Raw genomic sequence first — 18779 nt, 5'->3', positions numbered from 1 at the left:
ACAAAAAAGCCCCTGTCACTGACGAAGTGACAGGGGCTTTTTCATGCCCGGCGATCAGGCTCGATCGCGGATCAACAGCGGCTTGAGGTAATGGCCGGTGTGAGACTGTTTCATCTCGGCCACTTCCTCCGGCGTACCGGTGGCGATGATCTGGCCACCTTTCGAACCACCCTCGGGGCCGAGATCCACCAGCCAGTCGGCGGTCTTGATCACGTCGAGGTTGTGCTCGATCACCACCACGGTATTGCCGTGGTCACGCAGACGATGCAGTACGTCGAGCAATTGCTGGATATCCGCGAAGTGCAGGCCGGTGGTCGGCTCATCGAGGATGTACAGGGTCTTGCCAGTGTCGCGCTTGGACAGCTCACGGGACAACTTGACCCGCTGGGCCTCACCACCGGACAGCGTCGTCGCCGACTGTCCGAGCTTGATGTACGACAGGCCCACATCCATCAGCGTTTGCAGCTTGCGCGCCAGCGCCGGCACCGCGTCGAAGAACACCCGCGCTTCCTCGATGGTCATTTCGAGGGTTTCGTGGATGCTCTTGCCCTTGTATTTGATCTCCAGGGTTTCGCGGTTGTAGCGCTTGCTCTTGCACACGTCACACGGAACATAGATGTCCGGCAGGAAGTGCATTTCCACCTTGATCAGGCCGTCGCCCTGGCAGGCTTCGCAACGACCGCCCTTGACGTTGAACGAGAACCGCCCCGGGCCGTAACCACGGGAGCGGGACTCGGGAACCCCGGCAAACAGTTCGCGGATCGGCGTGAACAGCCCGGTGTAGGTCGCCGGGTTGGAGCGCGGCGTACGGCCGATCGGGCTCTGGTCGATATCGACGACCTTGTCCAGATGTTCCAGGCCTTTGATGCTGTCGTGGGCTGCGGCTTCCAGGGTGGTCGCGCCATTGAGTGCCGTTGCGCTCAGCGGGAACAGCGTGTTGTTGATCAGCGTCGATTTGCCGGAGCCGGAGACACCGGTCACGCAAGTCAGCAGGCCGATCGGGATTTCCAGGTCAACGTTGCGCAGGTTGTTGCCCCTCGCACCTTTGAGCGACAGCACCTGTTTCTTGTTGCGCGGTGTGCGTTTGGCCGGTACTTCAATCTTCACCCGGCCCGACAGGTACTTACCGGTCAGCGAATCCGGATGCGCCATGACTTCGTCCGGCGTGCCTTCGGCAACGATCTGCCCGCCATGAACGCCGGCGCCCGGGCCGATATCCACTACGTAGTCAGCGAGACGGATCGCGTCTTCGTCATGCTCGACCACGATCACCGTGTTGCCGATGTCGCGCAGGTGTTTGAGGGTGCCGAGCAGGCGATCGTTGTCGCGCTGGTGCAGGCCAATGGACGGTTCATCGAGGATGTACAGAACACCGACCAGGCCCGCGCCGATCTGGCTGGCCAGACGAATCCGCTGCGCTTCACCGCCAGACAGGGTATCGGCACTGCGATCCAGCGACAGGTAGTCGAGACCGACGTTAACCAGAAACTGCAGGCGCTCGCGGATTTCCTTGAGAATCTTGTCGGCGATCTCGCCACGGCGCCCGGTCATCTTCAGCGCGCCGAAGTAATCGCAGGCGTCGCCGATCGGCAGGTTGGTCACCGCCGGCAGGGTTTTCTCGCCGACCCACACGTGCCGCGCTTCGCGACGCAGGCGGGTGCCACGGCAATCCGGGCAGGACTGGGTGCTGAGGAACTTCGCCAGTTCTTCGCGCACGCTGGCCGATTCGGTTTCGCGGTAGCGGCGCTCAAGGTTCGGCACGATGCCTTCGAACGGGTGCGAGCGCTTGACGATATCGCCCCGGTCGTTGAGGTATTTGAAATCGACGTTCTGTGAGCCGCTGCCGTGCAGGATGTACTTCTGCTGATCGGCCGGCAGCTCGTTGAACGGCTGCTCCAGGCTGAAACCGTAGTGCGCGGCCAATGAGCCGAGCATCTGGAAGTAATAGACGTTGCGCCGATCCCAGCCACGAATCGCGCCCTCGGCCAGCGTGAGTTCACCGTTGACCAGTCGCTTGATGTCGAAGAACTGCTTCACGCCCAGACCGTCGCAGGTCGGGCAGGCTCCGGCCGGGTTGTTGAAGGAAAACAGTTTGGGTTCCAGCTCGCTGATCGCGTGGCCGCAGATCGGGCAGGCGAAGCGCGCGGAGAAGATCATCTCTTCGCCCGGCTCGTCGTCCATCGGCGCCACCAGAGCGATGCCGTCGGCCAGCTTCAGCGCGGTCTCGAAGGATTCGGCCAGACGCTGTTGCATATCTGCGCGCACCTTGAAGCGGTCGACCACGACTTCAATCGTATGCTTCTTCTGCTTATCCAGTTTCGGCAGTTCGTCCAGCTCGCAGAGCCGGCCGTTGACCCGGGCCCGGACGAAGCCCTGGGCGCGCAGTTCTTCGAACACCGACAGATGCTCGCCCTTGCGCTCGCGAATCACCGGCGCCAGCAGCATCAGCTTGCTGCCTTCCGGCTGGGCCAGTACCAGGTCGACCATCTGGCTGACGGTCTGCGCTTCCAGCGGAATGTCGTGATCCGGGCAGCGTGGCGTACCGACGCGTGCATAAAGCAGACGCAGGTAGTCGTAGATTTCAGTGATGGTGCCGACCGTGGAGCGCGGGTTGTGCGAGGTCGACTTCTGTTCGATGGAGATCGCCGGCGACAGGCCTTCGATGGTGTCGACGTCGGGTTTTTCCATCATCGACAGGAACTGCCGGGCATAGGCCGACAGGGATTCGACATAGCGGCGCTGACCTTCGGCGTACAGCGTGTCGAAGGCCAGGGACGACTTGCCGGATCCGGACAGGCCGGTGATGACGATCAGTTTGTCCCGTGGCAGGGTCAGGTCGATGTTCTTCAGGTTGTGGGTGCGGGCCCCACGAATCAGGATCTTGTCCAAAATGGCCTCGCTCGGCGGGCGTCGAAAACACAGGAGTATACGGCCAAATACTGGATGGATGCACACTATCAAGTGAAGGGTTTTTTGCCTTACATGAAGAGAGTTTCATCTGTACGCGTCAAAGCGTCGCGATATACCCCGTCTCTCGATGGGACTGGTAGAATCGCCGCCGGTTCACACGAGGTTTTTCCATGCACGATCCCCACAGCGAACGCATGAGTGGCAGCGAGACCCGCGCGGCGAGCGGTCTGGCCCTGGTGTTCGCCTTCCGTATGCTTGGCATGTTCATGGTGTTGCCGGTACTGGCGACCTACGGCATGGATCTGGCGGGAGCGACCCCGGCCCTGATCGGGCTGGCGATCGGCGCTTACGGCCTGACCCAGGCGATTTTCCAGATTCCGTTCGGGATCATTTCCGACCGCATCGGCCGGCGTCCGGTGATTTACCTGGGGCTGATCGTCTTCGCCCTCGGCAGCGTGCTGGCAGCCCAGGCCGATTCGATCTGGGGCGTGATTGCCGGGCGGATCCTGCAGGGTGCCGGCGCTATTTCCGCAGCGGTCATGGCGTTGCTTTCCGACCTGACCCGCGAACAGCACCGTACCAAGGCCATGGCCATGATCGGCATGACCATCGGCCTGTCGTTCGCCGTGGCGATGGTGGTCGGCCCGCTGCTGACTCGTGCATTCGGCTTGTCTGGCCTGTTCCTCGCCACCGGTGGCATGGCACTGGTCGGGATCGTGATCGTGATGTTCATGGTGCCGAAATCCACCGGGCCGCTGAGCCACCGCGAGTCCGGCGTTGCACGTCAGGCGTTGATGCCGACGCTCAAGCACCCGGACCTGCTGCGGCTGGACCTGGGCATTTTTGTGTTACATGCGATGTTGATGTCGAGCTTCGTCGCACTGCCCCTGGCACTGGTTGAAAAAGCCGGTCTGCCCAAGGAGCAACACTGGTGGGTCTACCTCACCGCGCTGCTGATTTCTTTCTTCGCCATGATCCCGTTCATTATCTATGGCGAGAAGAAACGCAAAATGAAACGAGTTTTGCTCGGCGCCGTGATGACGCTGATGCTCACTGAGCTATTCTTCTGGCAGTTCGGTGACAGCCTGCGGGCTCTGGTGATCGGGACGGTGGTGTTCTTCACCGCGTTCAATCTGCTGGAAGCTTCGCTGCCGTCACTGATCAGCAAGGTTTCACCGGCAGGTGGCAAAGGCACGGCCATGGGCGTGTACTCCACCAGTCAGTTCCTCGGTTCGGCACTCGGCGGTATTCTCGGCGGCTGGATGTTCCAGCATGGCGGTCTGTCGGTTGTGTTCCTCGGATGTGCCGGGCTGGCTGCACTTTGGCTGGCCTTTGCTGTTACCATGCGCGAACCTCCCTACGTGACGAGCCTGCGCCTGCCGTTGTCGCCCGAAGCGATCCGCGAAGCGGGTCTGGTCGAGCGTCTCAAGGCCCTCGTAGGGGTAACTGATGCGGTGATAGTCGCTGATGAAGCGGCGATCTACATCAAACTGGACACCGAATTAATGGATCGCACCACTCTCGAACGCCTGGTGAACAACCCGGCGCAGACTGCGTGCGAAGCCTAGGAGAACGTTATGGCCCGTGGGGTTAACAAAGTCATTCTGGTCGGTACTTGCGGCCAGGATCCCGAAGTACGCTACCTGCCCAACGGTAACGCCGTGACCAACCTGAGTCTGGCGACCAGCGAGCAGTGGACCGACAAGCAGACCGGTCAGAAGGTCGAGAAGACCGAGTGGCACCGTGTATCGATGTTCGGCAAGGTTGCCGAAATCGCCGGCGAATACCTGCGCAAGGGTTCGCAGGTTTACATCGAAGGCAAGCTGCAGACCCGTGAGTGGGAAAAAGACGGTATCAAGCGTTACACCACCGAAATCGTGGTCGACATGCAAGGCACCATGCAACTGCTCGGCGGCCGTCCACAACAGGGCGACCAACAAGGCGGTGGCAACAACTATCAGCAGCAGGCGCCACGCCAACAGGCTCCGCGTCCGCAGCAGTCGGCACCTCAGCAGCGTTCGGCCCCGGCTCCACAGCAGGCCGCACCGCAACCGGCTCCGGATTTCGACAGCTTCGATGACGACATTCCGTTCTGATTCGCTGCTGTATCCGCGTTAAACAAAAAAGGCCCGTCGCTGAATGCGACGGGCCTTTTTCATGCACGCAGGTTTTTCAGTCAAGAATCAGATGCGGCAGAAACCGGCTCGAATCCTTGGTGATAAGACTGTTGTCTTCCCGCACACCAATCCCCGCCGCCTGATCGCCGATTACCCACGAACCGATCAGCGTATAGCTGTCATCGAACTTCGGCAGTGGCGCAAATTCCTGCAGGATGAAGGGCGCATCGGTGTAGGGCCCATCCTCTTTGACGATCAGGCCTTCGGCGGTCTGCAGCTCGATGTTGGCGCCTTCCCGGGAGAAGTACGGTTTGCGTACCCAACCCTTGGGCACCGCGCTGCCCGGGTTCGGGTCGAGGTGCGCAGCCAGCAGATTTGGGTGACCTTTATGAAACTCCCATAGCAGGGGCAGGGCGCCCTTGTTGGAGAGGATCGACTTCCACGCCGGTTCGAAAAACTGCGTATCGCACTCGGCAATCGCCGCGCCGAACGGCTCGTGGAAGATGAACTCCCAGGCGTGCAGCTTGAAGAGGTGCGGGATCCAGCGATCTTCGAGATCCACGAAGCGACCGTCAGCGCTCAGGCCGATGTCTTCGATGTCGATGTGCCGCGATTCGATGCCGACCTTCTCTGCGATCAACCGCAGGTAATCCGTGGTGCCCTTGTCTTCCACCGAGTCTTTCATCGAGGCGAAGTAAAACGGCCGCGTGAGTTTCAGTTGGGCAAAGGCTTCGTGCAGACGGGTGTCGATGCTGTTGAACTGGTCTGCATGGCGCGGCAGCATCCCGCGCTCGATGCATTGTTCCAGCCAGCCCCACTGGAACGCCGACGCTTCGTAAAGACTGGTCGGCGTGTCGTAGTTGAGTTCGAGCAGCTTCGCCGGGCCGTTGCCGTTGTAGGAGAAGTCCATGCGCCCGTACAGATGCGGATGACCTTCCAGCCAGGACGTTCGGATCATGTCGTAGTACTGCGCCGGAATGCTCAGACGATCCAGCAGTTCTTCGCTGTGCACGACGCGGTCGACCAGGTCCATGCACATCTCATGCAGCTCGGTGGTCGGATCCTCCAGATCGTTTTCGATCTGCGCGAGCGTGAATTGGTAGTAGGCGCGCTCGTCCCAGTACGGCTCGTCGTCGATGGTGTGAAACAGAAAACCGAGGCTTTCGGCGGTCTGTTTCCAGTCGTGGCGCTCGGCGCAGTGGATCTTCTTCATGGTCAGCTGCTCGAACGGCCCCAGCCGCCCCAACCGCTGCGTGCGCTGGACTGGCTGCCGAAACCGCCACGGGAGGTGGACGACGCCACGTTGACCGGTTTGCGGTAATCGCTGTCATAGTCCCGCTGGCTGCGGCTCGGTGCCGACTCGATCCGCCGGTTCAGCGTCGAAGTGTCGTAGGTCTGGCGGGTATTGCGCTCGCGATAAACCGGCCGCGAGTCGCTCGCGCGGTTGTTGCTCATGGCATTGCCGATCAGCCATCCGGTGAGCCAGCCGTTGCCTGCACCGCTGGACGAGTGCGAAGTGCTGGTCTGATTGCTCTGTACGGCAGCCGCATCGCCGGCCGGCATCTGCGCATTGGCGATCGCATCGAGGTTCTGTGCCGGCTCACCGTCCTGCGGCACCTTGAAGCCACCGAGTTTCGGCACGAAACGGCCGGCGGAATTTTTCTGACACCAGTCAGCGGCAAAGTCCGCGTCGCAGGCAGCCTTGTCGTCGTAGGCCGGGGAGATCCGCCGGTGTTCGGCCAGGGCGGCGACGTAGGCGTTAGAGCAGACATCCGGCGCCACTTCGGCGTCGACGCATTGTTCGACGCTCTGGAAGTTGCGTTGCTGTTCCTGGGCGGCCACTTCACCGGAAATCGCCAGGGCCACCGAAGCGGCCAGCGACAGTTGAACGTACTTGCTTCGTTTCATCTCAGGCTTCCTGCCGATCAGTAGGACGGGGTCATGCACGCGGCGTTGAGCATGCCGACGCTGATCGCCACCGCCGCCACATAGATGCCCGCAGCGATTTCACCGTTGGCGATGCGCTGGGACGTGCCCTTGAGCACCAGCCCGGTCGCCAGGAAGGCCAGCAATTGCACCACGGCTGCGATCACCGCCCAGAGGACGAAGTCGAGAACGTTGATCGAATGGGCGATCACGTTGCTCGCCGGAATCGCGAAACCGATGATTGCGCCGGACAGGGCAATGGCGGCAGCGACGTTGCCGGAACGGATCAGCTCGAATTCCTTGTGCGGCGTGACGCGGGTGTAGACGAACTGAAACAGCATGAACAGCAGCACGGCGCCGATCAGGTAGGCAACGAAACCGACCAGCGCGGCTTTGTTCAGGGAAATGGACAACGCTTCCAGCATGGAAAACTTCCTTTTAAATGGTGCTCAGATCGGTGGTGTACAGCGAGATGCCCAGCGAGGTGCTCAGGCTGACGGTGCCTTCTTCGTCCTGTTCGACGGAGAACAGCAAGAGCTCGCGGCGATCGGTCAGACCGGTCTCGCGGGCGTAGAGCATCGAGTGATGGTTGATTGTGTAGGACTCGTCCGGGTTGATCACCTGTTCGGTGAGCGGCACCAGTTCGGTCTGGCCGCGTTCGGTGCCCCATTCACGAGTGTATTCGACACCCTCATGGCGATAGGTCGGCAGGCCGATCTGACTGTTCGGGCCGGCCAGGCGCTGCAGTTCGGCGTCACTGTTGACCGTCACGTAGCTGAGGTAATTGAACAGCGTCACCGACTCGATCTGGTCGTCGCCCGTGACATGGATCTGTACCCAGAATTCTTCGTCGTTCAGGTAGTAGCGATGCAGTTTGTTCGACTGGCCGAGGTCGATCCAGCCGGCGCTCCAGATGGCCTGGGCGTCGGGAACCCGCACCGAGGTGCTGCCGTCGAGCAACAGGCCGAGGGTCGTGTCGAAGCGGATCGCCTTGCCCTGCGCCAGTCCGAGCGGGCCGCCGGCAGACTCTGACGCCGGCGCGGCCGACTGCCAGTTGCTGGTGCCGAGCAAATCTTTGAACCATCCCATGGGTACATTCCTTGAAGCGGGTGAAGATATTCGTTGGCAAAACGCCGCTAGTGTACCGGCCTCGTGACGAACGAGCAGGCAAAAAAGAAGGGCACCCGGTGCCCTTCTTTTTTCTCGCCGCCGTTACTGGGCGGACTTTTGCTTCAGACGCTCGAGGATAGCGTTGGCGCTGCCTTCGTTCGGCGTGATGCCGGCTTCGCGCAGCTTGCGATCCAGATCGTTGCCGGTCGAAGCATCGGCCAGCTCGTCGGCAGCACTCAGCTCGGCAGCGCGTTGCTGCTGCTTGGCTTGCAGACGGTTCAAGGTGCCGACAGCGGTTTCCAGCTTGCCGTTGGCGCCGCCGCTGGCGATCGAGGCGCTGACCTGCGCTTTCTGCACGCTTTCACGGGCCTTGGCCATGTCCACTTGCTGGCGCAGGCTCTTGATCCGCGCTTCGGCCTTGTTGATGTCCTTGCGCATGTTGTCGGCGTAGGTGCCGAACTCGTCGCTCTGCTTCTTCTCGACGCCCAGGTCGTTGGTCAGGGTCGAGATCGCTTCGGCCACTTCCAGCGCCAGGTCTTCACGGCCGGCGTTCAGGGCGGAAACGGCTTTGGCTTCCAGGTCCTTGATCTTGGCTTCGTACTCGCTCACGCGGTCGGCGGAAAGTTTGTGCTTGGCCATGATGGTGACCAGTTCGCGACGGGCGTTGGACAGCGCGCTGTCGGCGTCACGGATTTCCTGATCGAGGATGCGCAGGGCCTGTTGGTCGGCGATCGCTTCGCCGACTTCGTTGGCGCCGCCGCGCAGCGCGGTGAACAACTTGCTCCAGATGGACTGAGTCATTGGATTTTCCCTGTTGATTACTTGAAGAAGTGTTCGAAGGCTTCGCTGGCGCGCTGCACGTTGTCGACCAGGGTTTTCACCTCGGTGACCACGTTGGTCAGGCTCGAGTCGGCACTCAGTGCACCGAACATGTTGTAGACGGTCTGGCCGTTGGGCATGGTCTCGATGCCGATCGACGACAGCGGGAACATTTCCCGGCTGCGCAGTACGGCGTCGTTGAACGCGCGTACGTCGGTGATCGAATCGATGTCCACCAGCACGGTGTCGACGATGATCTGCTGACCGGCGAGGGCGATGTGAATCGGCAGACCGCCGAATTCGTTCATTTCCAGCTTGAGGCTGGGTTCGGAGCTCTGGATCAGAGACAGCGTGATCTCTTGCGAAGCCACCTCGTCCAGCGCCTTGAAAGCGTTGTAGAGGCTATCGATATTCCAGTTGTTGCCTGCGCTCATGTAATTCTCCGACATGAATGAGCCAGCCAGAATCGGTTGGCGTAGCTGTTGCTCCATTTGCTTGAGCAAGCTTCGGTTTTCCGGAAGCACCCAAGTTTCGTGTTTCACATAACCGGCGGCAGCCAGGCCCGCGCGCATCTGCTTCATGTAGAAGCTCGACGGTTTTTTCGCGGACGGTGTCGAGCGCACTCCCTTTGGGCTCTCTGACTTAGTGGCAGGGGAGCGGCTTTTCATGGCGATGACTCCGTTATGAACATCTCACGCGTGAGCAACACTACAACCAATTCAAAGTGCCATCAATGGCTCACGCGTGAGATTTTTATGACACGCGAAAAAGCGCCCGCAGCGAGGCGGGCGCAGGTTTTTCTGGTTGTATCAGAGCAGGGCTTAGCGGCTGGCAGCGAGGAACTCGTCGGTGGACACCACGCTGGCGTAGGCAAACCCCAGCGCCGACATGAACGCCGCATGCACGTGGGCGGCGGGGACGGTCAGGCCGTTGAATTCCAGGTCGCGGCTGGCGCAGGCATCGTGAATCACCGTGACGGTGTAGCCCAGATCTGCCGCCGCACGGGTGATGCCGTCGACGCACATGTGGCTCATGCTGCCGACCACCACCAGCTCCTTGATGCCTTGTTCGTCGAGGATCGATTGCAGTTCGGTTTCACGGAACGAGTTGACGAAATGCTTGAGCACCACCGGCTCGTCGGCACGGTTGAGCACTTTCGGATGCAGCTTGGCGCCTTCGGAGCCCGGAGTGAAAAACGGTGCCTCGGGCGAGGTGAATTCGTGGCGGATGTGCACCACCGAATCACCGGCCTCGCGGAATGCCGCGATCAACCGGGCGGCGTTGTCCGCGGCGGCGTCGGCACCGGCCAGCGGCCACTTGCCTTGGGGGAAGTAGTCGTTCTGGATATCGACTACGATGAGCGCTTGCTTGGCCATGGGTGTGTCCTCGAAGTGAACGTTGGGTGTGGGCTCAGTATTGGCGCTGGCCACGTTTTCGAGGATTGGCCGCACCGACAATACACAGGGGAAAACTGACAATGGACGCGAAACCGGCGGTCGTCGAACTGGGTGTGCTGATCTATCCCGGCGCGCAGCTGGCGGCGGTGCATGGGTTGACCGACCTGTTCGCGGTGGCCAACCGGGTCGCTGCCGAGCACCAGAGTGCGCAGTTGCCGCGCTTGCGGGTCAGCCATTGGCAGGTCGAGGGCGATCAATCGCCGGTAAGGGTCCACGACAGCGATCCCGGCACCGACGCCGGTCTGGTCGCGGTCGTGATTCCGCCGTCCATTGGTGGTTTTTCAGCAGCCCAGGTGCCCGCCGGGCTGATTCACTGGCTGCGCGAGCAACATGCCCGCGGCGCCACCCTCGGCGGCGTATGTGTCGGTTCGCTGTTGCTGGCCGAAAGCGGTCTGCTCGACGGTCGCAGCGCCACCACGCACTGGACGTCAGCCAAGGCGTTCGCCGAGCGATATCCACACATTAAACTCAAGGCCGACACGCCGATTGTCGATGACGGCGACCTGATCACCACGGCCGGTTTGATGGCCTGGTCGGAACTGGGGCTACGGCTGGTCGATCGTCTGCTCGGGCCGAGCATCGCCAGCGCGACCGCGCGATTCCTGGTGGTGGAACACAGCGACAGCGCCAGTGCCTGCGGCAGCAATTTCGCCCCGATCCTCAATCATGGCGACGGGGCGATTCTCAAGGTTCAGCACTGGCTGCAAGGCAACGGCGCGACCGATGTCTCGCTGACGGCGATGGCCGAACGCGCGGGCCTCGAAGAACGTACTTTCCTGCGCCGTTTCCGTGCGGCGACCGGTCTGAAACCCACCGAATACTGCCAGCACCTGCGGGTCGGCAAGGCCCGGGAAATGCTCGAGTTCACCAACGGCACCATCGACCACATTGCGTGGACGGTGGGCTATCAGGATCCGGGAGCCTTTCGCGCGACGTTCAAGAAAATCACCGGGCTGGCGCCGAGTGAATACCGCACGCGATTCGGCGTGAGTCCGCCGCCGGCCGTGGCGAAGTAGTAAGCACCTGTCGTGCAAAATGCCGGAGCCCACAGCGCAGTCGTGCAGATTGAAACAGGCGCGGTGCCAGCACGGGTTTTTCAAGTGGCTGATTTTCAGGGCGTTTCAGGCAAGCCCCGGTTGGCCTGATCTCTGCACCCTCTGACCTACATTCAAACCGCCGTTGGAAGGGGGACGCATGACCCCGACATCCCGCAGGAAAGTGGTCGTCGCCCACTCGGTTCGGCCCGGCGCGCCACAACATGAAGTGCAGACCAATAAAGCCCTCGCGCGATGGCTGGCGCAGATCCTCGGCCTCAAGTTCGGCGGCAGTTACGACGCCGAAAAGCATCGCGGCCGGGATATATATCTGTTGCCGACCCAGACCCTCGTCGGCGCGGCGGCCCGCGAACTGGGCGTGAGCGGTCCGGATGATCTGTGGGGCGGTTTCGTCGAGCACGATTTCATCTGCACCAAAGCCATCAGCCACGGTTTGCGCAGCCATCAGGCCCATGCGCCGCAAGGCTGGTCGCCGCTGTTTTCCGAGCGGGTGCGCACCGTGGTGCTGGACGGGCTCAGCGTCTTTGCGCTGGAGGATGCACGGCCCGCCGCCGAACATCTGTTGTACAGCGGACCGATCCGGATCAAGCCGATCCACGCCTGCGCCGGGCGCGGTCAGGAAGTAATCAAGAGCCTGGATGCGTTCGACGAAATCCTCGCCCGACCCGAGGTCGGAGAACTGTTCAGCGATGGCGTGGTGCTGGAGCAGGATTTGAGTCAGGTGGTCACCCACAGCGTCGGCCAGTCGTTCATCGGCGACCGGGTGCTGAGTTACTGCGGTGATCAATACTTGACCAAAGATGCCCACGGCGAGGAAGTGTACGGCGGCTCGAACCTGCTGGTGGTGCAGGGCGGTTACGAGGATCTGCTGGCGCTGGATCTGCCCGACGACGTGCGTCTTGCGATCCAGCAGGCGCAGGTGTTCGACCGGGCGGCTGACGAAGCCTATCCGCGTTTCTATGCCTCGCGGCGCAATTACGACATTGCCCAAGGCCTGGACAGCGAAGGCCGGCCGCGCAGTGGCGTGCTCGAACAGTCCTGGCGCATGGGCGGCGCCAGCAGCGCGGAAGTGGCGGCGCTGCAAAGTTTCGTCAACGATCCCTCGATGCGCGCGATCCGCGTGTCGTCGGTGGAAACCTATTCCGATCAGGCCCTGCCGGCGGATGCCATCGAGGTGTATCGCGGGCCGGCCGAGAACAGCGACTTTCTCCTCAAATACGTAACGGTCAAATCCTATGACGGCTAGAAGCGAAAGCATTCAAATCGACATTGATGATGAACAGATGAGCGGGACGTTCCTCAGTCCCAAATCGAAAGTCCCCGGCGTGTTGTTCGTGCACGGCTGGGGCGGCAGTCAGGAGCGGGATCTGGAGCGGGCCAAAGGCATCGCCGGCCTGGGCTGTGTGTGCCTGACGTTCGACCTGCGCGGGCACACCGGCGGCACCGGCATTCCGCTGAGCCGGGTCACCCGCGAAGACAATCTGCGTGATTTGCTGGCGGCCTACGATCGGCTGCTCGCCCACCCGGCGCTGGACACTTCGGCCATTGCGGTTGTGGGCACCAGCTATGGCGGTTATCTCGCCTCGATCCTCACCTCATTGCGTCCGGTGCGCTGGCTGGCGCTGCGGGTGCCGGCGCTGTATCGCGACGAACAATGGCACACGCCCAAGCGAGATCTGGACAAGGCCGACCTGCGCGATTATCGCGGCACCCTGGTGCGCGCCGACAGCAACCGCGCGTTGCACGCCTGCTCGCAATTCACCGGGGACGTGCTGCTGGTGCAGTCGGAAACCGATGACTACGTGCCCCACGCGACGATCATGAGTTACCGCGCCGCGTGTCAGCAGACCCACTCGCTGACTCACCGCATCATCGACGGCGCCGACCACGCCCTGAGCGACCCGACCTCGCAGCAGGCCTACACCTCGATCCTCGTCGACTGGATCACCGAAATGGTGGTGGGCGAGCGGTTGAGCATCATTCAGTCGCGCTGATCAGATTTGGGTTTCTTCTCGATCCGCAACGCCTTGGCCTTGGCTTCCACCACCAGGTACATCAGCACGGTAATCAGCAACGGCAACAGGAAATAGATCGCCCGGTACGCCAGCAACCCCGCCACCAGACTGCCCCGGGAAGCCTCGTGTTGCAGCAGCGCCACGAACACCGCTTCCAGCACGCCGAGCCCGGCGGGGATGTGGGTGATGACCCCGGCAATCGCGCTGATCAACAGCACCCCGAGCACCAGCGGATAGTCGAGCTTGCTCGGCAGCAAGGTGAAAATCACCGCCGCCATCAGCGACCAGTTCAGCGCCCCGAGCAGCAATTGCAGGACCGCCATGCGCAGCGACGGCAGGTTGATTTCTACCCCGCGAATCGACCACTCGCGCCGCCGGGAAAACTGGCAGGCGACCAGATAACCGGCGCTCACCAACAGCAGCAATACACCAATGCCCTGCAACGCGTCGCTGCTGACTTTCCAGCCTGGCGGCATGCGCACCAGCCCGCTGCTGAACACCACGCCGGCGATGGTCATGTAGCCGAACCAGTTGGTCGCCAGGCTCAGGCCGAGGATCTTGGCGATGTTGCTTTTGCTCACCCCGAGCCGCGAATACAGGCGATAGCGCATGGCGATTCCGCCGACCCATGCGCTCAAGTTGAGATTGAAGGCGTAGCTGATGACGCCCACCGGCAGGATCTGTTTCCACGTCAGATCCTGGCGGATGTAAGTGCGGCCGATCAGGTCGAAACTGGCGTACACCAGAAAGCTCAGCAGGGTCAGGCTGGAGGCGATGATCAGCGTGCGCACCTTGAAGTCGGCGAGGGTTTGCAGCACCTCGGCCCATTCGATCCGACTGGCGAACATCGTCAGCAATACGATCAGCGCAAGGAAAAACAGCAGGGTCAGCGGACGTTTCCAGCGGCTCCAGCGGGACTTGCCCGCCGGTGCCGGATGCACCGCCGCGTGGGCTTCGGAATGGCTCATGACGGATCGCTCCCGGCGGCGTGGGTGAAGGGTTTGAGCCGTGGCTTGTGCGCCGGCAGCCAACCGGCCATCGCCGGGAAATGCCGCAGGAAGTGAAACACCAGAAAGCCCACGGTCATGTGCCAGATTCGCCCGCGCGGCGACTTCGCGGCGTCCATCGCCTTGCAGTGGTTGTGGCTGAGGTCTTCGAGGCGTTCGAACAGGTGGCGATTGAAGGCGCGGTCGCGGATCAGCACGTTGGCTTCCAGGTTCAGCGAAAGGCTCAGCGGATCGAGATTGCTCGAGCCGACGGTGCTCCATTCCTCGTCCACCAGCGCCACTTTGCCGTGCAGCGGCCGCTCGCAATATTCATGAATCTGCACCCCGGCCTTGAGCAGGTAATCGTAGGTCATGCGCGCAGCGAGTTTGGCCACCAGCATGTCCGGCTGCCCCTGCAGAATCAGTCGCACCTCGACCCCGCGTCGGGCTGCGTTGCGGATTTCGCGCAGCAGGCGATAGCCGGGAAAGAAGTAGGCGTTGGCGATCACCACCCGCCGTTGGGCGCGGCGCAATACCTGCAAATACACGTCTTCGATATCGGTGTTGTGGCGGTCATTGTCGCGGAACACCAGACGCACCTGACCGTCGTGATCATCGAAGGCCATTTCGGCGCGACGCTGTCGGCGCCGTTGCCACCAGAACCTTGCGCGTCCCGGTCGACCGCTTTGCAGCAGGGCGAAATGATGGATGTCGGCCACCGCCGGGCCCTGAACTTCCACCGAATAATCCTGCTTCGCTTCGGGGCCGAAATCGGCCAGGTGATCGCCGGAAAAATTGATCCCGCCGATGAACGCAATCAGTCCGTCGACCACCACGATCTTGCGGTGCAAGCGGCGGAACCAGTTGGTGCGAATGCCCAGACGCTTGGGGGCCGGGTCGAATATCTGCAGATGTACGCCGGCATCGCTCAGCGCGGTCAGATAACCGGTGCTCAGTTCGCCACAACCGAAACCGTCGAGGCTGACGGTGGTGCGCACGCCACGCCGGGCGGCATCGATCAGGATCTCCTGCAATTCCTTGCCGACCTTGTCTTCGAAGACGATGAAGGTCTCCAGCAGGATTTCGCTTTTCGCCGCGCGCATCGCTTCGAACACCCGGGGAAAATATTCCTCGCCGTTTTCCAGCAGCTCGAGCCGGTTGTTGCCCTGCCAGCGGTACTCGACATCGACGGTGCCCGGCTCGCGCACGGGCGGGGTAATGCTGACCGGCTCTACGGCGGATTTTTCCAACGGTGCACTGCTCATAGTTCAATCTCCACCGACAGCGGCGCGTGGTCGGAAAGGTGTGACCAGGGACGGTTCGCCAGCACTTTGGGTTGACTGGCCTTGAGGTTGCGTACGTAGATCCGGTCGAGGCGCAGCAGCGGCATGCGCGCGGGAAAACTGCGCGCCGGTTTGCCGTGATGCGCCGCAAACACTTCGCGCAGGCCACAGGGTTCAAGCAAGGCATCGGCGCGCTGGCGCCAGTCGTTGAAATCGCCGGCGACGATCACCGGCGCATCACTGGGTAGCTCGGAAAGGCGTTCTCGCAGCAGGCCCAGCTGATCGTTGCGATGGCTTTCGCGCAGGCCCAGATGGACGCAGATCGCATGCACCTCTCGGTCGTCTCCCGGCAGGCGCAGCACGCAATGCAACAGGCCGCGGTTTTCATGGCCGCTGATCGAAACGTCGAGGTTGTCATGGCGCACGATCTGGAATTTCGACAGCACCGCATTGCCGTGATCGCCGTCCGGATACACAGCATTGCGTCCGTAGGCGAACTGCGGCCAGAGGCTGTCGGCGAGAAATTCGTACTGGGGCATCGTCGGCCAGTTTTCGTAGCGTTTGGGATGGTGCTCGTGGGTGCCATGGACCTCCTGGAGAAACACCACATCGGCGGACACGCTGCGCACCGCTTCGCGCAATTCCGGCAGGATGAAACGCCGGTTCAGCGCGGTGAAACCCTTGTGGGTGTTGACCGTCAGCACGGTGAAACGGCGGACCGTGGTAATGACAGTGGTCTGCTCGTCGGTGAAGCCGACCGGCTCGGGAATGCTCATGCGAGTACCCCTTCGGCGGCCGGTTCGCCGGGCACGGTTTCGAGGTTCTTATCCAGATCGAATCGCTGCAACAGGCTGCGGGCATCGAAAGGCGCGCGGACCTTGATGTCGTTGTCGAAGTAGCAGAAAACCTCGCGGGATTTACGGGCCCGAGGCTTCAGGCGCGGCGCGATCAGATGTGCGTCGCCCGGTTGCCGGCCATGGTGCCAGGCGTCGATCCGTTCGGCCCAGCGTTGCAGCGCGACACGGGTGTAGCCGCTGGCGTATAGCTCCTCGGCACCGTGCAGACGCAGGTAGACGAAATCGCTGGTGAGGTCTTCGCGGTACGGCCATTTCCCGGCGGTGTCGGCGATCACCAGCGCGGTGTTGTAGCGTTTGAGCAAGCGCACGAAGTCGGGGTCGATGAAACTGTCGTTGCGGATTTCCACGGCATGGCGCAGCGGTTTTTTGCCGTAGGCCTTCATGCTTGCGTGGCCGTGCAGGTGTGAATCGTGCTGACGGGCGAGCTCGGCGGCGGCCTGGGTGTCGTGGGGCAACTGATCGAGAAAAGCTTCGAAGCGTTCGGGGTCGAACGTGAAGTTGGGCGGGAACTGCCAGAGGACCGGGCCGAATTTTTCCTTCAACTCCAGCACCCCGGAGGCGAAGAAATTGGCCAGGGGTTTTTCGATATCGCGCAGGCGGCGGATGTGGGTGATGAAGCGGGGCGCCTTGATGCTGAACACGAAGTCATCCGGCGTCTCGGCGTACCACTGGGCGTAGCGTTCCGGCCGTTGCAGGGCGTAGAACGATCCGTTGATTTCGATGCTGTTGACCGCCCGTGAGGCGAACTGCAATTCGCGTTTCTGCGCCAGCCCCTTGGGGTAAAAGTCCCCGCGCCACGGGGCGTAACGCCAGCCTGAAATACCGATATGAATCGTTGCCATGCCGCCCTCCCGTCGAAAGTCCCCGTACGGCCTCTGTCTGTGGATGACTGCGGGCGGTTCGGGAAAGTTTCGACGGGATTACGGACGGTCAGGCTGCGCCGGATCAGTGCCCGGTGACGATTCGGGCGGAGCCTTCGGCAGGTTCGGCGTACACCGGGCCCAGGCGATCGAGGCGACCGCTCCATGCCGTCAGGGCCAATGCCACCAGCACCACCAGGCCGCCGATCCACGCGGTATGGATCAGACCGATGTGCTCGACGATCAAACCGCCACCCCACGCGCCACCGGCAATCCCGAGGTTGAACGCGGCAATGTTCAGGCCTGATGCCACGTCCACGGCGTGCGGCGTGTGATGTTCAGCCTGACGCACCACATACACCTGCAAGCCCGGCACGTTGCCGAAGGCAACTGCGCCCCAGACCAGCACGGTGGCCAGCGCCAGCCATGGGTTGCCGGCGGTGAAAGTGAGCACGAACAGCACGGCGGCGAGCAGGGCGAAGATGATTTTCAGCGCGCTGATCGGCCCGCGTTTGTCCGCCAGTTTGCCGCCCCAGATGTTGCCGACGGCCACCGACACGCCGTACACCAGCAACACCAGGCTGACGGTGCCGGCGCTGAAGCCGGAGATGTCCTGAAGGATCGGCGCCAGGAACGTGAAGGCAATGAACGAGCCGCCGTAACCGATGGCCGTCATGGCGTACACCAGCAGCAGGCGCGGTTGTTTGAGCACCTGCAATTGCTGCAACAGCGACGCCGGTTTGCTGTGGGCAATGTTGTTCGGCACGTAAAGCAGGCTGCCGATGAACGCGATGACACCCAGCGCCGAAACGGCGAGGAAGGTTTCACGCCAGCCGAAATGCTGACCGATGAACGTGCCGAGCGGCACGCCGGTGACCAGCGCCACGGTCAGGCCGGTGAACATGATCGCAATCGCACTCGCAGCTTTTTCCTTGGGCACCAGGCTGGTGGCGATGGTCGAGCCGATGGAGAAGAACACGCCATGGGCCAGACCGGTGACGATCCGCGCCACTACGAGCGATTCATAACTCGGCGCCAGCCAGGCCAGCAGGTTGCCGAGGGTGAACAGCACCATCAGCGACAGCAGCAACAGTTTGCGCGGGACTTTGCCCGTGAGGGCGGTCAGCACCGGCGCACCGATGGCTACGCCGAGGGCATAAAGACTGACCAGCAGACCGGCGGACGGCAGGCTGACGCCGAGATCGGCGCCGATGGTGGGAAGCAGACCAACGATGACGAACTCGGTCGTCCCGATGGCGAAAGCGCTGAGGGTCAGCGCGAGCAGGGCAATGGGCATGACGGCACTCCGGTGGGGGATTGAATGGAGCGCAGTGTCGGGTTTTGGTGGGGGTGGAAAAATACAGGGATGGGCATTTGATATTTG

18 protein-coding genes are annotated in these 18779 nt (G+C 62.0%); 5 read left to right on the top strand and 13 right to left on the bottom strand.

The genetic code is table 11. The features are described from left to right. Nucleotides 1–54: 54 nt before the first annotated feature. The gene (uvrA, locus tag PMI24_RS15865) at nucleotides 55–2889 is read right to left on the bottom strand and encodes an excinuclease ABC subunit UvrA (protein WP_007955632.1); all 2835 of its coding nucleotides are present in this window, start codon (nucleotides 2887–2889) and stop codon (nucleotides 55–57) included. A gap of 191 nt (nucleotides 2890–3080) precedes the next feature. Between uvrA and PMI24_RS15860 the strand changes: the two genes are divergently transcribed. Both PMI24_RS15860 and PMI24_RS15855 read left to right on the top strand, forming a co-directional pair. Then, nucleotides 3081–4478 (top strand): MFS transporter, encoded by a 1398-nt coding sequence (locus PMI24_RS15860; RefSeq protein WP_007955631.1) that lies wholly within the window; start codon nucleotides 3081–3083, stop codon nucleotides 4476–4478. 9 nt (nucleotides 4479–4487) lie between these two features. Next, nucleotides 4488–5006 carry a single-stranded DNA-binding protein gene (locus tag PMI24_RS15855; protein WP_003228709.1) on the top strand — a complete coding sequence of 173 codons (519 nt, stop codon included), beginning with the start codon at nucleotides 4488–4490 and terminating at the stop codon, nucleotides 5004–5006. 76 nt (nucleotides 5007–5082) lie between these two features. On the opposite strand, the gene PMI24_RS15850 is transcribed toward PMI24_RS15855, so the two are convergent. The 7 genes from PMI24_RS15850 to PMI24_RS15820 form a co-directional block, all read right to left on the bottom strand. Continuing rightward, a complete protein-coding gene (locus PMI24_RS15850; RefSeq protein ID WP_007955629.1) occupies nucleotides 5083–6240 on the bottom strand; it encodes a glutathionylspermidine synthase family protein in 1158 nt (385 codons plus the stop codon). Between the two features lie 2 nt (nucleotides 6241–6242). After that, entirely contained in the window at nucleotides 6243–6935 is a 693-nt protein-coding gene (locus PMI24_RS15845; RefSeq protein WP_007955628.1) for a DUF1190 domain-containing protein, read from the bottom strand. A 17-nt stretch (nucleotides 6936–6952) separates the two neighbouring features. After that, a complete protein-coding gene (locus PMI24_RS15840; protein WP_007955627.1) occupies nucleotides 6953–7378 on the bottom strand; it encodes a DUF350 domain-containing protein in 426 nt (141 codons plus the stop codon). 13 nt (nucleotides 7379–7391) lie between these two features. Continuing rightward, nucleotides 7392–8042 carry a DUF2491 family protein gene (locus PMI24_RS15835; protein WP_007955626.1) on the bottom strand — a complete coding sequence of 217 codons (651 nt, stop codon included), beginning with the start codon at nucleotides 8040–8042 and terminating at the stop codon, nucleotides 7392–7394. A gap of 123 nt (nucleotides 8043–8165) precedes the next feature. Further along, nucleotides 8166–8864 carry a PspA/IM30 family protein gene (locus PMI24_RS15830; RefSeq protein ID WP_007955625.1) on the bottom strand — a complete coding sequence of 233 codons (699 nt, stop codon included), beginning with the start codon at nucleotides 8862–8864 and terminating at the stop codon, nucleotides 8166–8168. Nucleotides 8865–8881: 17 nt separating this feature from the next. Then, on the bottom strand, nucleotides 8882–9550 hold the full coding sequence (locus PMI24_RS15825) for a YjfI family protein (RefSeq protein WP_007955624.1): 669 nt from the start codon (nucleotides 9548–9550) through the stop codon (nucleotides 8882–8884). A 153-nt stretch (nucleotides 9551–9703) separates the two neighbouring features. Further along, complete coding sequence (locus tag PMI24_RS15820; protein WP_007955623.1) at nucleotides 9704–10258, bottom strand: cysteine hydrolase family protein; 555 nt, start codon at nucleotides 10256–10258, stop codon at nucleotides 9704–9706. A 101-nt stretch (nucleotides 10259–10359) separates the two neighbouring features. Between PMI24_RS15820 and PMI24_RS15815 the strand changes: the two genes are divergently transcribed. The 3 genes from PMI24_RS15815 to PMI24_RS15805 all read left to right on the top strand — a co-directional run bounded on the left by PMI24_RS15815 (nucleotide 10360) and on the right by PMI24_RS15805 (nucleotide 13388). Continuing rightward, complete coding sequence (locus tag PMI24_RS15815; RefSeq protein ID WP_007955622.1) at nucleotides 10360–11355, top strand: GlxA family transcriptional regulator; 996 nt, start codon at nucleotides 10360–10362, stop codon at nucleotides 11353–11355. Between the two features lie 178 nt (nucleotides 11356–11533). Then, nucleotides 11534–12640 carry a DUF3182 family protein gene (locus PMI24_RS15810; protein WP_007955620.1) on the top strand — a complete coding sequence of 369 codons (1107 nt, stop codon included), beginning with the start codon at nucleotides 11534–11536 and terminating at the stop codon, nucleotides 12638–12640. Next, nucleotides 12630–13388 carry an alpha/beta hydrolase family protein gene (locus PMI24_RS15805; protein WP_007955615.1) on the top strand — a complete coding sequence of 253 codons (759 nt, stop codon included), beginning with the start codon at nucleotides 12630–12632 and terminating at the stop codon, nucleotides 13386–13388. Before PMI24_RS15810 ends, PMI24_RS15805 begins: the two co-directional genes overlap by 11 nt. Here the strand turns inward: PMI24_RS15805 and PMI24_RS15800 are convergent. From PMI24_RS15800 to PMI24_RS15780, 5 genes are all read right to left on the bottom strand, one after another. Next, nucleotides 13376–14377 carry a lysylphosphatidylglycerol synthase domain-containing protein gene (locus PMI24_RS15800; RefSeq protein ID WP_007955613.1) on the bottom strand — a complete coding sequence of 334 codons (1002 nt, stop codon included), beginning with the start codon at nucleotides 14375–14377 and terminating at the stop codon, nucleotides 13376–13378. The genes PMI24_RS15805 and PMI24_RS15800 overlap by 13 nt on opposite strands. Next, nucleotides 14374–15660: a cardiolipin synthase ClsB gene (clsB, locus tag PMI24_RS15795; RefSeq protein ID WP_007955611.1), complete on the bottom strand. Its 1287-nt coding sequence runs from the start codon at nucleotides 15658–15660 to the stop codon at nucleotides 14374–14376. Before clsB ends, PMI24_RS15800 begins: the two co-directional genes overlap by 4 nt. Then, the gene (locus PMI24_RS15790) at nucleotides 15657–16454 is read right to left on the bottom strand and encodes an endonuclease/exonuclease/phosphatase family protein (RefSeq protein ID WP_007955609.1); all 798 of its coding nucleotides are present in this window, start codon (nucleotides 16452–16454) and stop codon (nucleotides 15657–15659) included. Before PMI24_RS15790 ends, clsB begins: the two co-directional genes overlap by 4 nt. After that, nucleotides 16451–17377, bottom strand: a complete 927-nt coding sequence (locus PMI24_RS15785) for a DUF72 domain-containing protein (RefSeq protein ID WP_007955605.1) — start codon at nucleotides 17375–17377, stop codon at nucleotides 16451–16453. Before PMI24_RS15785 ends, PMI24_RS15790 begins: the two co-directional genes overlap by 4 nt. A 103-nt stretch (nucleotides 17378–17480) precedes the next feature. Beyond that, entirely contained in the window at nucleotides 17481–18692 is a 1212-nt protein-coding gene (locus PMI24_RS15780; protein ID WP_007955603.1) for an MFS transporter, read from the bottom strand. Between the last annotated feature and the right edge of the window lie 87 nt (nucleotides 18693–18779).

Source organism: Pseudomonas sp. GM25 (assembly GCF_000282255.1).
GTDB classification, from domain to species: Bacteria; Pseudomonadota; Gammaproteobacteria; order Pseudomonadales; family Pseudomonadaceae; genus Aquipseudomonas; species Aquipseudomonas aphyarum.
Note: the sequence above shows the minus strand (reverse complement) of the source record. Positions and strands in the feature narration are given on the sequence as shown.